12 protein-coding genes and 2 pseudogenes are annotated in these 12,233 nt (G+C 54.6%); 7 read left to right on the top strand and 7 right to left on the bottom strand.

What is annotated here, in order from left to right:
- Positions 1–8 precede the first annotated feature (8 nt).
- A complete protein-coding gene (locus tag AB8B29_RS35435; protein ID WP_439007203.1) occupies positions 9–416 on the top strand; it encodes a hypothetical protein in 408 nt (135 codons plus the stop codon).
- A gap of 188 nt (positions 417–604) precedes the next feature.
- Here AB8B29_RS35435 and AB8B29_RS35430 read toward each other — a convergent pair.
- Together AB8B29_RS35430 and AB8B29_RS35425 are read right to left on the bottom strand one after the other, a co-directional pair.
- Positions 605–1,040, bottom strand: a pseudogene (locus AB8B29_RS35430) (IS6 family transposase); the annotation flags it as partial.
- Complete coding sequence (locus tag AB8B29_RS35425; RefSeq protein ID WP_439007323.1) at positions 944–1,207, bottom strand: hypothetical protein; 264 nt, start codon at positions 1,205–1,207, stop codon at positions 944–946. The pseudogene AB8B29_RS35430 and the gene AB8B29_RS35425, both read right to left, overlap by 97 nt.
- Here AB8B29_RS35425 and AB8B29_RS35420 point away from each other — a divergent pair.
- The 5 genes from AB8B29_RS35420 (at position 1,157) to AB8B29_RS35400 (ending at position 5,200) form a co-directional block, all read left to right on the top strand.
- Positions 1,157–1,303 carry a hypothetical protein gene (locus AB8B29_RS35420; RefSeq protein ID WP_439007202.1) on the top strand — a complete coding sequence of 49 codons (147 nt, stop codon included), beginning with the start codon at positions 1,157–1,159 and terminating at the stop codon, positions 1,301–1,303. The genes AB8B29_RS35425 and AB8B29_RS35420 overlap by 51 nt on opposite strands.
- Complete coding sequence (locus AB8B29_RS35415) at positions 1,293–2,222, top strand: GNAT family N-acetyltransferase (protein ID WP_439007201.1); 930 nt, start codon at positions 1,293–1,295, stop codon at positions 2,220–2,222. Before AB8B29_RS35420 ends, AB8B29_RS35415 begins: the two co-directional genes overlap by 11 nt.
- 473 nt (positions 2,223–2,695) lie before the next feature.
- The gene (locus AB8B29_RS35410) at positions 2,696–4,126 is read left to right on the top strand and encodes a serine hydrolase domain-containing protein (protein WP_439007199.1); all 1,431 of its coding nucleotides are present in this window, start codon (positions 2,696–2,698) and stop codon (positions 4,124–4,126) included.
- Positions 4,127–4,424: 298 nt separating this feature from the next.
- Positions 4,425–4,754, top strand: a complete 330-nt coding sequence (locus tag AB8B29_RS35405) for a YrhB domain-containing protein (protein WP_439007198.1) — start codon at positions 4,425–4,427, stop codon at positions 4,752–4,754.
- Positions 4,754–5,200, top strand: a complete 447-nt coding sequence (locus AB8B29_RS35400) for a hypothetical protein (protein WP_439007196.1) — start codon at positions 4,754–4,756, stop codon at positions 5,198–5,200. The genes AB8B29_RS35405 and AB8B29_RS35400 overlap by 1 nt, the downstream gene beginning before the upstream one ends.
- A 219-nt stretch (positions 5,201–5,419) precedes the next feature.
- On the opposite strand, the gene AB8B29_RS35395 is transcribed toward AB8B29_RS35400, so the two are convergent.
- The 5 genes and pseudogenes from AB8B29_RS35395 to AB8B29_RS35375 form a co-directional block, all read right to left on the bottom strand.
- Positions 5,420–6,004, bottom strand: coding sequence for a flavin reductase family protein (locus tag AB8B29_RS35395; RefSeq protein ID WP_439007195.1), 585 nt, complete (start codon positions 6,002–6,004; stop codon positions 5,420–5,422).
- Between the two features lie 617 nt (positions 6,005–6,621).
- Positions 6,622–7,194, bottom strand: a pseudogene (locus tag AB8B29_RS35390) (histidine kinase); the annotation flags it as partial.
- Between the two features lie 227 nt (positions 7,195–7,421).
- Entirely contained in the window at positions 7,422–8,639 is a 1,218-nt protein-coding gene (locus tag AB8B29_RS35385; protein ID WP_439007194.1) for a S41 family peptidase, read from the bottom strand.
- A 287-nt stretch (positions 8,640–8,926) separates the two neighbouring features.
- Positions 8,927–9,949: a LacI family DNA-binding transcriptional regulator gene (locus AB8B29_RS35380; RefSeq protein WP_439007193.1), complete on the bottom strand. Its 1,023-nt coding sequence runs from the start codon at positions 9,947–9,949 to the stop codon at positions 8,927–8,929.
- Between the two features lie 195 nt (positions 9,950–10,144).
- Positions 10,145–10,900: an SDR family oxidoreductase gene (locus AB8B29_RS35375; RefSeq protein ID WP_439007321.1), complete on the bottom strand. Its 756-nt coding sequence runs from the start codon at positions 10,898–10,900 to the stop codon at positions 10,145–10,147.
- Between the two features lie 560 nt (positions 10,901–11,460).
- On the opposite strand from AB8B29_RS35375, the gene AB8B29_RS35370 reads away from it, so the two are divergent.
- On the top strand, positions 11,461–12,132 hold the full coding sequence (locus AB8B29_RS35370) for a hypothetical protein (RefSeq protein WP_439007191.1): 672 nt from the start codon (positions 11,461–11,463) through the stop codon (positions 12,130–12,132).
- The last annotated feature ends 101 nt before the right edge of the window (positions 12,133–12,233 follow it).

Raw genomic sequence — 12,233 nt, 5'->3', positions numbered from 1 at the left:
GGCATCATATGTTTACAGAATTCGACAAAATATTGGGAAATAGCGCACCAGATGTGAATTGGAGCGAAGTAGGAATCTTCTCCGCAGCACAAGTTCTGGAACAATTCGAGGCGTCGGATTGGGACAAGTTGAGATCATATGCTCCTCTTGCCGGGAGAAAATGGAGAGCCTTATGTATTGAGGCGCTGAGCGCCTTCGGAACCGCACCTGCATTGGATTTTTTATTCTATATCCTTTATCGCAATAACGGAGACACAATTGAGGAATGCTTGGAGGCAATTAGGGTCACGGTAGAATTTTCGGAACTTGATCGAGAAAAAAAGAAAAGAGTTATCAGCTTTGCAGGTGCCGTATCTCGAAATCCGGGTGAATACACCGAAAATGATCTGACTATGTCTGTAGTTTTGTCCAAATAGGGGGCTGTGACGAGCGGTATTTTCGCCATCACCTCTTGATGCCGGAAGCTTGATGTCGCTTTGCTCTTAAAGGGGATCTGCCTCACTTTGTGTGGAGATTGGCCAATTTGATTGGCATCATCCGCTGGGGCACTGTAAAGTTATCGGCCTCGGGTTAAAGTTCGGCATGAGGTCTATGATCAAGCGACCTACAGATGGGCGATCTCGCTCCACATCTGCATAGCGAGCCGCTCGCAGCTCGCGATAATGGTGAGATGGAATGTCGTGACGCGGACCATGAAACAGGTTGGCGATCGGGTCGTGGATGGAAACGAAGCGTTGAAGCTGTCGTGATGATTTGAAGCGTTTCATGATCCGCTCACGCCGCCGGATAGGTTGATGAGAATTCTCCGCCCGATTGTTCAAGCCCTTGTGAGAACGGTGCTCGACGCCGGGTAGGATCTCCCGCTTCGCCGCACCATAGGATCGAAGCTTGTCGGTGATCATGACGCGCGGGGCAGATCCTTGCCCTTTCAGAAGCTTGCGCATCAACCGCTTTGCAGCCCTGGCATCGCGGCGACTTTGGACCAGAACATCGAGGACGAAGCCATCCTGATCCACGGCGCGCCAGAGCCAGTGTTGTTGATTTCCACTGAGAAGTGACCCCCGGGCACCGTGGAGAGGCCCAAAATGAGAGAGTAGCGAAGTATCGCGCCCATCTGCCACCATTTCGCTTTTTTGCGCATGGAGCCTTTGGCCAGATGATTGCGGTCATGCCCGCCAAGCAGGTGGTGATCGCCAATCTCGCCCATTCCATCGAGAGATCGCCGGAGCAGGCTGATAAATTGTGGGAGGCGGTGTCGTTGGTGATGGAAACTGTATCACGCAGGGATAGCGATGGTTCTTGAAATCCGGTGTGGCAGAGAAGAAGATATTTCGGGTATCGCGAAGGTCCTCGTCGATACCTGGCGAGCGACCTTTGCTGACCGTCTTCCTTCCGAATATCTCGACGGTCTTTCCTATGCTCACCAGGAAAAGCGACATCGGCGAATGTTTGGGCAACCCGATGCGATCTATCATGTCGCCGTCGATGACGAAGTGATGGTAGGGTTTGCGAGTGGCGGGCCATCCCGGCATGATCGCTGTCCGGATGCCAATGAGGTTTACGCAATTTATGTGCTGCCGACCGCGCAACGGCGGAATATTGGTTCAATCCTGTTTCGGCGCATCGTCACGGATTTGCAGAAGTCAGACCGCCGAGGCCTGGTCACGATGGCGCTGGCTCTCAATCCGTATCGACATTTCTACGCTCGGCTCGGCGGTATCGAAACGGACGGCGGGACAATCAAACTTGGCCCAGTCGTCGCCGAACAAATCGCCTACACGTGGGCTGATACTTCGGAGCTGACCTTGCGAGTGATCCCGGTCACCTCTTCAGGGGATTGGGCCGCCTATCACGAAATCCGCAGACGCGTCCTATTCGAAGCTCGTGGCCTTGACGGTTATGACCCTGATCATCCTGATGACCGAAAAGACGGCCACTTTCCGCTTCTGCTTCTGAGAGGAACCGTTGCTGTCGGCGCGGCGCGGCTGGATATTATAGGCGACGATCAAGCTATCGTGCGCACCGTAGCCATCAGAACTGAGTTCCAGCGGCAAGGCTTTGGCCGGGAAATTATGTCGGGAATAGAAAACTTCGCGATGGATCGGGGCGTCGCGTCGCTGACGGTAAATGCAGCGCCCGACGCTGTGGAGTTCTATCGGCATTGTGGATGGGCGATGGTTGATGAGACGAAACCTGAGCCACTCCTGGCGAAAGAGTTATGACCCATAGCGGCCGATGGGCACGACAACCAAAACCGATTTACATCTGTCCCAGCCCTCAATAGCTTGCGAGTGGACTGCCTAGATCCTTCAGCGAGACAGAGTGGAAGACGCGAGACGCCCTTAACCTCCTAAAGGCCAGCGTTGCGCTTGCGGTAGTTCTTGCGATCTTGGCGCTTTTACTCCTAATCGCAGTGGCATTCTTGTCTCTGGTAATCGGGGCGCGGGTCACCCGTCCCTTCATGCGGTGTGACGCTCCTGGTAGCGACGTCTGGGCATTCACTGCTTACTTCGGTGTGGTCGGCGTTCCGACGGTCCTATTTTTGATTGTCATGGCGATTTCCCATCGACGAGCACGATAAGAGGATAGACATTTCGAGAACCGCAGTGGCCTCTTGTGGGCCCTTCCTCTAACGCCTTACGTGTGCCAGACCTTGACTCTGCAACGCATCGCGCCGTTCTTGCTTGGAGTGCCAATGATGAACAAGTCATCTATTCATGACCGGGCGATGAAAGTTTTGCATGACTTGAGGCCTGAGACGCCATCTCGGCGTCGAAATGGAGTGCCAAAGTCGCTCGCCAATGTCATGCAACGGCGAGCAATCCCCGGTGTCAGCATTGCAATTCTCGACCATTGCGAAGTTGCGTGGGAAAGCGGTTTCGGAGCGCGATCTGCTGACCGGCCGGATGAGGTGAAAGCGAGCACTCTTTTTCAGGCAGGCTCTATCAGCAAGGCAGTCTTTGCCATGGCGGTGATGCGTCTTGTCGAGATGGGGACGCTCGACCTTGACGAGGACGTTAATGCCTATCTGACCTCCTGGCGGGTTCCCTCCAATGGGGAATGGGTACCAAGAATAACCTTACGCCATCTGTTAAGTCACACAGGCGCGACCAGTGTGCACGGCTTTCCAGGATACCCGGTGAGTGGCCCTGTCCCGACGCTTGTGCAGGTGCTGAACGGCGCACCACCAGCGAATACCTTGCCAATCGTTGTCGAAGGCATTCCGGGACTTTCCTATCGCTATTCAGGAGGTGGCACGACCATCGCACAGCAAGTGATCATGGACGTCCTCGGTCTGCCCTTTCCAGATCTAATGCGAGAGCTTGTTCTAGATCCGGTCGGAATGAAAAACAGCACATACGAGCAACCGCTTCCGCCGGATAGGGCGCTGGTGGCGGCAAGCGGACATCTCGCTAATGGCCTTCCCGTAGTCGGCGGGTGGCATCTTTATCCGGAAATGGCTGCCGCAGGCCTCTGGACAACCGCAGGCGATCTAGCTCGACTTGGTGCGGAGATGTTACGCGTTCTCGGTGGCGGGCATTCTTTGATAGGGCTCAGCCAAGAAACCGCAGCCTCTATGCTGCGGCCTCAACTTCTGCATCAGCAGCTCGGAGGAGAATTTGTGGGGCTGGGGTGGTTCTGCAGTGGTCAGGGAGAGCCTTTCTATTTCGGTCACGGTGGAGAAGATCACGGGTTTATCGCTCAGATGCGGATGTTTAGGGCATCCGGCAGCGGTGCCGTGGTTATGATGAACTCCGTCAAGGGGTGGCCGCTTATTTCGCAGATCCTGTCAGCACTTAGCCGTGAATTCGGATGGACGTCCGGCTCCGGTGCAAACGCTGTATTGAGCGTGCTCGACTATGGAAGCTTGGCAGGCACATACCGGCACGCTGGCGGCATAACTTCAACCATCGGGTTCGAGCGTGATGATCTAACTTTGCAAATTGGGTCGCTCAAACCGGTTCTGCTGGTGGCAAGCGGCGAAAGAACCTTCAGTTCGCCTATTGTTGACATTCACGTCACTTTCTTGCCGGACGAGTCTCATGGGCTACCGGCGCTCATCCTTCGTCAATTCGGGTCGGAGCTTCGTTTGGAGCGTGAAGTGCACGGCCAAAATACGCCTTGAGCTTGCTTCCTCTTCTTGAGCAGCCGCACTGCCGGATGCCTTTTCGCGGCCTTGTCGACTGAAACGAACAGTCCTGAATGGTTTATCTCGTGCCTAGACCATCAGGTCATCGGCGTGCGCTTTCGCTTGCCAGGTCGTTGCATCGCTCCACGGAAAATCGAAACAGACCGCGCTCAGCTCGCCTGGTAAAATGCCCTTGTAAGTTGTCTTTGTACGTAGGATACAGGCGTATCACGAAGCAAAGCTGCTGTACGTTCGCCACCCCGCAGGCAGTCTTCGTTAGAAGACGAGGATTCAATTGAAGAAATCGGACGCCCTGAAAATCATGAACGCGTTTCTAAGAGAGGCGGAGACTACCCGCATTCGGGTTGAACTTGGCCCTCTGGCGATCACCTTCGCGGAAAAAATGGTCGATCCGGAGGGGTGGCTCTTTTACTTCAATACGCTCAAATGGCTCGAAACCAAGCGTGATGAGTATAAGATTATCGGGCAGGGGCCGACGATTGTGCTGGCCGACGGACGCTTGCTGGACGGGGGTTCCGGCGAAAGCGTCAGCATGGTGTTGAAGAGGTTTGGCGTCGAGAGATCCGCACCACCCGTTTCGCCCAACTCAGGCGAGGCGCAATAATGGGATACGATCTTCACATCACCCGAAAGGCAAACTGGTTTGACGCCTCTCCAGCAATCGATCTTGACGATTGGCTGGAATATGTGGCCAGCGATCCGGCTCTTCAGCATGAAGGCTTTGCCGAAGCCGCCACTGCCAGTGGAGACGTGTTGCGCGTTGAGAGTTTCGGTACCTGCATCTGGAAGGGTTACTCACAAGGCGCAAATTCCGAGAGCACCGCATGGTTTACCTGGAACCTCGGCAATATCGTCGTCAAAAACCCGGACCGGGAAATTCGCCGGAAGATGTGGCACGTTGCACAAGCCCTACATGCCAGCGTCCAGGGAGATGAAGGTGAACACTATGGCGAGGATGGGGAGGTGATCGGAACCTCGACCGATAATGTATCCTCTCGCGTCCTCGCGCATGCTTTCGATTTAAAGCGGCCATGGTGGAAATTCTGGTAAGGCAAGCCGTGGGGGATTGGCGTTTTCGTTGATGAGCAGGCTATTGATGAGTCGGTAAATCCGATGGCAGTCGCTTCGCTTGATCGACATGATCGTTCGCCCGCAAACTCAAAATGTAGGCCTTCCGATAAGCGATGGCAGCGCCCACTTTATGTTGCATGGGCAGTCTGAGCGGCAAGAACCATGGGTATCGGGTATCAAATATTAGGGTATGCGATTTCAGATAGTTTCGGCCGCAGTCGAAAGCGCCTCCCCAATCGCATAGAAGTGCCCTCCCGCTACGTGATGAAGGCTGCGCCATTCCGGATCCGCCGTTTCGAAATGCCAATGTCCGTCCCGGAACACGCGGTCGTCTGCCCAGGCAGCGGTCACCTCAGCAACGAAGAGGTCATAGGTGTTCTGGATATGCGGCTCATTGATCAGTCTGCAGGCAAGCCAGGCCGAGCAGCCTTTAACGAATGGCAGATTCTGTCCTGGCACTTCGAAGATCGAGACACCTGATTTCTGAAGCTTGTCTGGTTCCTCGTGCAACGTCCGGCTTCCGACCTCCCTTGTCAGTGCAAGTTGGGCAACCGTCGGAACTTGCACGACGAAGATCCCGCTCGCCTCGATGAGGGAGCGCGTCTGCGCAACTTTGTCGACGACGACGGTGAGCTTCGGTGGATCGATATCCATACCGCAACACCAGGCCACGGCCATTACGTTGTCGATGCCGCCATGTCGTGCCGACAAGAGTATGGTTGGTCCATGGTTGATCAGACGAAACGCCTTCTTAAGCTCAACGGAATTCATACGTTCGTTCATTGGAAATCCAGATGGATGATGTAGCCGGTGATCGTGAGCGATGTTTGCAGCGGACCGCAGAAATTTCAACGGGGTCCGCCGCCTGTTTCTGCCGGAAAACCGCGCCAAATCCAAACGACACCATCGTACCAGTCTATCGCGCCTTTCGCCCGAGAGTTGTCTTTGTACTTCTCGCGCGACGAGCTGTAGATTGCACCAATGACCGCTGGCAGGAGCATAAATGGTATGATTGAGAAGATGTCCGGATACAAATAGAGGCCTGCGGATGGCAAGCCCACCAGTAACAGTCGATAGGTCAGCAGATGTCGTTGTATGAGGTTCAACATTTGGGCCGTAAGTGGGGGCGGTGGATTTCTTACTGCGTGGCGGTCGCATTCTACATATTTAGTATACTTGGCAATCCAAGAGTCTACCAATCCGATAATATCAAAACACGAAGCTGGGATTCACCCGATCCAGTCTCTCCCACTGGCCGCAATTGGCGCGAAGCCGCCGAAGCGTTCGTCCGCCCTCGGCCCCAAGCGACCAGCGCCTGCGGATAAGGTCTATTCTCCGTCACAATAAACTCAGGAGAAATATTGCAATAATTGCTATGGGGCTACTTGTCGGGTTTGGCGGGCAAGCGCGTAGACAATCAAGATACTTAGGACGAAGCCAACAAGCGCAAGATAAAGGCTATGGGAGAAATTGCGGACATCCTCCTCCACTACAGCACTGTTTCCCGCAACACGAAAGCGTGCAACGCGGCCGCCCGTATCGAGCACAACCTCCGTTTCAACTACTTGTACGCGGTTTCCGGAGGCATCGGTGACGTTGTAGTAGCGCTCGTAGTTCTTATCGAAAGGTGCTTCTAGTTCGGAAACTACCGGCAGGTTCGACGCGCCAAGAGATGGCGAGACAAGCAGCGTCGCGGTATAGCCACCACGCGGCTCGACCATCCAGTACCAACCCGTCTTCGGTTGCATGAAACGAAGATCGCCGATCTGCGGGCTTCCTACTAACCCACCCCCATCACCTATTGTTACCGAATCGATGACGTTATAGAGCTCGGCTCGTAGCAGATCATGAAAGTTGCGTTCAACGCTTTTGCGGTAGATATCGGAAATGAAGAACCCAATTACCAAAATTGCCACCGCCGACCAAAGCGTGGTCAGCAGCAAATCGCGACTGAACAGCGATTTAATTCGAATTGGCTGGAACTTGAGTGTGGTAATTGGGGCCGCGTGTCCTGTGCTTGAAAATAACGTCATGCCGCCAACTTTCCGCAAGGATATCATCTAAAACTAGTTATCCACATGCACCTGAACGGCTAATGAATGGCCGTGGAGCTAGGCAATGTCGACCTCTTACAGCCCATACGGTATGGCTGGGGTGGCCGTTGGGTTCTACGTTAGAAAGATTTCCGCCGATTGGCGGGCTATTGAGCCAGTACCGCTTTAGCCGCAAGTTCCAGCTGAGTGTCGGCACCGCTCCTCAATTCTTCGCGCGTCAGGGGAATTGATTTGTCGGGCGTTACGCCCATACCTTCGAATTGACGTCCATCGGGAAAATATTCGCGCTTGGAGGATACTCTGAACGACATACCGAACTCCGTGAAATTGACAAAGTATGGCTGCCCCGTAGATCCAAAACTAGGCTCGCCGAGCACAAGGCCTCGCTCGCCATCCTTGAAGCGCAAGGCGAAATCCTCGCAAGCCGAAGCGCTGCCACTATTGATCAGCAGCGCTATCTTTCCCTTCCAGGCGTCGGGGCAAGGAAGCGTTATGTCTGGGCCGCTCTGCATCATCGTTGTCGGCAATGCCGGGATGCTGCCGTGGAAGGAATTGGAAGCGTCGGACTTGGCAATCGTCATGGGGGTGGACACCAACGTACCTCGACAGCGTTTTGTCATAATGGCGGACAGCAGCTTGCCGGGCGAGCTGCCACCGCTGTTGTCGCGAAGATCGAGGAGAATGGCACGAGCATTTTCCACGCCCCGAATGGCCTCAATCGCAGCTTCCTCATATTTCGGGTCATCAAAGCCTGGAATGCGGATCACCACCAATCCGTCCGACCGGTGGACGGTTTCGACTTCGTTTGCGAGCACAAGCCCGCTTTCCGGTCCGCTCGGTAACGCGGTCAAATCGATTGGTACCTCGCCGCCGTCATCCGTGCCGAGTGTAAAGCGCTGCGGCAGCAGGAAGGAGCGGAGCCATGTCATCCAATCCAGCGCCGCGAGGCTGGATTGACCGATGTGTTCGCGCACCGGCTCAAGCCACTCGCAGACAGGTTTGCCGTCAACCACGGTCACCACGTCACCGGGGTGTAGCTCAGCTATGCCTGATCGTACCACCGTCCACTGACCGTCGATCCGCCTCATCCTGAACGGTATCGATCCTGCCTGCTGCCTCAATTCTTCGTCCCAGAAGGACGTATGGCCATTCCGCAGACTTGCGAAGAAGCGCATCGTAGCCAGGGAAAAAGCCTTCCGATTAGGCGCTTCTAATGCCTCTCCAAGATAGGCACGGTAACGCGCCTCGAAGTCGTAACCGACAGGTAATCCTTCGGCATGCGCGAAGTAGCGCCTGATCGCATGGTAGGCGGTTGCGCCGATATAGGCGCGATCTGTGATGTCCGGGTCACGAAACTGGGTCATACGGGCTGTCTCGCCATCAGTTAGGGCAGGTTACCGTCATCCTATCTGATGGCACATCACGGTTCAGGAAGGTTTAATCGGCAGTATGCTTCGAAGGATCGCCATATCGGCTATGTTCGACAAATCGTACTACGCCGGATCGGATGCCTAAGTCATTGATAATGTGGGATGCGACACGAAAACAGCGGTTCATTTCCCTTCAAGACCGCCATTCGCGGCTTTGGAAATAACCCTCGTCGATTGAGCGGAATGACGAATGTCGGAAGTGCAAACTAGGTCCATCGGGCTTATGAGAGGTTCTCGTTGAGGTATATCTCAATGCGAATTGTCTCTTGGCCGGCGAGCAGGGGGGTCTTTTCGATTTTTGCTTTTAAAATGCGGAGCGCGCTGCGCACCTCATGGCCTGCGTCTTGATGAATTATTGCATCAAGGATTCCTGCGTTGAGTGCTCGACGTGTATGTTCTGTCAGCTCGTGTGCAATGACCACACGTTCCTTCTGGGCGTCGGCGGACAAAACTTCGATGAGACCACGATTTCCGGCGCCCATATTATAGACGCCGACCACGTCGGTGTTGGTCCGCAAGCATTCGCTTAAATACTCTTGAACTATGCGGCTATCGTCTTTTCCCTCTATGACAGGCAGGCAGTGCACATGTGCGTAGTCGCTACGGATAATCTGCTCAAAGCCCATGCGGCGCTCCACATGGTCGCGCACCAGCATGGATCCCGCTACCAATGCAATCTTACCCGGTCTCCCGCCTAAAAACTTGCCCATAAGTCTGGCGGCGGTTCGTCCAGCGGCGACATTGTCGATGCCAACATAAGCATCGGATTGAAAAGCAGGAACATCTGAAACGAGCGTGACCACGGGAACATTGTTTCTCCGTAGCCGAGCCAGAGCATCACGAACGGCTACGGCTTCGGTCGCGACGACCGCCACTCCAGAGTACCGTTTAGGGTCCAGGCTGTCCAAGGCAGCCGCCAGCGCTGGCCCATCGAAGGGAGGGATCTTGTATATCGATATCTCGGTACGCTCGGCAGCTGAATGCTGCTTAACAGCTTCGATTTCGGCTTCCAGGCCGCGCATGAAGCTATTGGATCCCTCAGGAATCACGAAGGCGAAGCGATAAGCCAGCCCCTTTGCCAAATTTGCAGCGGAAACATCCCTGATATATCCAAGAGCCGCTATCGCAGCCTCGACCTTCGCAATTGTCTTCTCGCGTACTCCTGGGCGCTGATTGAGTACCCTATCAACTGTAGCTAGGCTGACGCCGGCATGTCTCGCCACATCTTGTACCGTAGGGCGCACGTTAAAATCACTCCAGTTCTTAAATCAAAGACTTAAGCTATCTCAATCGCGTTGACGATCAAGGTCTGGAAGGACTTATCTGGTGTTTGCCCCAATCAAATTACCGGCTTGTCGTCTCTTTGTGTGCGACGCACAGAAAGCCTCTTAGGGTTTCTGCAGGGGCGATCCCCTCGGTAGACATTGCGGTGCAGCAACTCAGAGTGAGGCGGTCATTCCGCCGTCGACGTACAGGACGTGCCCATTGACGAAGGAAGAGGCGTCGGAGGACAGGAAGATGCAGGCGCCAACTAGCTCCTCGAGTTTTCCCCAGCGGCCAGCTGGTGTGCGTTTTACCAGCCAGTCTGAGAAGGCCGGGTCGGCGATGAGCGCGGCATTCAGAGGTGTATCGAAATAGCCGGGCGCAATCGCGTTGCATTGCAGACCGTGTCTCGCCCAGTCGGTCGCCATCCCCTTGGTGAGGTTGCCGACCGCGCCCTTGGTCGCGGTATAGGGCGCGATGCAAGGGCGAGCGAGTGCAGTCTGAACGCTGGCTATATTGATGATTTTGCCTGCGCCGCGTGCAATCATATGTCGAGCAACGGCTTGCCCAACATTGAACACTGACGAGATGTTTGTCTTCAACAACTGATCGAAAGCATCGGCAGGAAAATCTTCCAGAGGCGCGCGATGCGTCATGCCGGCGTTGTTGACGAGGATGTCGATTGCCCCGGTCTCCGCTTCGAAGGTGTCGATGGCGGCGCGTACGGCCGCATGGTCCGTCGCGTCGAAAGCAAGCAGGTGAGACGTTCCAACAATTTCTGCGGCAGCTTCGAGTTTTGCCCGGTAGCGGCCATTCAAAATGATCTCCGCGCCCGCCGCGGCCAGGCCGCGCGCCAGAGCCAAGCCGATTCCCTGTGAGGAACCTGTGATCAGCGCACGTTTCCCTGTCAGATCGAAAAGGTGAATCGTCATGCTTCCTCCTTGAGCATTTGTTGGCCTAGCGGTCAGCTTGGAGCGAGTTGGTTCGGCCGAATTGGCCTCGTCCAAGGCAATCACAAAAAGCCCTCAACGGAACTCGCCTCCCGGCCCAGGTCCCCGGCGGAACGCTGGCAGCCACTCATGATATGAGTTACGCACTGCATAATTGTCAAATACCACCTCAAAAATACGTCCGAAAACCTCAATATACAACCTGATTCTCGTCGAAAAATCTGGCTTCGTGCACGCCAACATTAATATTAATATAGATATTTCAGATACTAAAGTTGAATCTCAATAGGTGCGCTGTCTCTGTTGACAGAACGCTGTATAATGATGTACGTACCTCTTTATGGACTCGTTTTTTGGTTGTGTCTTCTCTTCTGATGTATTTCGGGGGGCATGATCAACCTAGGCATCCTCACCAAGCACTGACCGTCAATGTCCGTGGGTGAGGTCTTTGCGCAGGAGGATACTGGAGGAGTATGCCCGCGTGAGGCTGCGACAAACGCAGGGGCTAGAGTGAAGCGATCTACACAAGGGGAGAGAGTAAAATGGTCAAGATAATCGCGATGCTGACGAACAATGATTTGACCGTCGCAAACGCACGAGAAACGTTCGACGCATCCAATCACGCTCCGACCCAATACTGGGGCTTCAAGGACACGGGTATTTCGGTGCATGCCGCGAGTGAATTGGCGAAGCACATCTATGACAAAGGAAAAACTTTGGTTTTTGAATCCTTTGGAGAGAAGGAAGACGATTGTCTGCGCGCCGCTGAATTCTCAATAACAAACAACTGCAAATATCTTATTGGGTGCCAGTTCCACACTTCTGTCGTTTCCCTTCTGCAAGGATCGTCAGTGTCATATCTCCCCACTATCGGGCGAAGAGAGGGTATCCCCCGTTATCTCTACGGCAGCATCGAGGAAGTCGTGGGCGACGGACAGCGCGTCCTGGCAAGCGGTGCCGATGGCATTTGCCTATCGATGTACCGATACAAGGATGGCGACCCTAATGAACTCGGTTCGGCTGCGCTGAGGGCCGTCGGCCAGCGCTCAACCATTATTTCCGGCAGCATCAATACGTTCGACCGGCTAAAGCAGGTGCGAAAGCTAAGGCCATGGGGTTTCACCATCGGGTCGGCGCTTTTCGATGAAGCCTTCGGCAAGGGCCTGAATTGGCATGAGCAGATTTCAGTTCTGGACGCCGTTCTGACCGCGTGAAGCGGAGGTACGGCGAGCGCCGCACGATGTAGTCAAGACCGCCTTCTGCCCGGTCATTCCCGAAACACGCATCGGTTGCTGGTCAGAAATTGAATCACAAA

The organism is Rhizobium sp. 11_C7_N12_5, from assembly GCF_051811145.1.
GTDB classification, from domain to species: Bacteria; Pseudomonadota; Alphaproteobacteria; order Rhizobiales; family Rhizobiaceae; genus Rhizobium; species Rhizobium lusitanum.
Note: the sequence above shows the minus strand (reverse complement) of the source record. Positions and strands in the feature narration are given on the sequence as shown.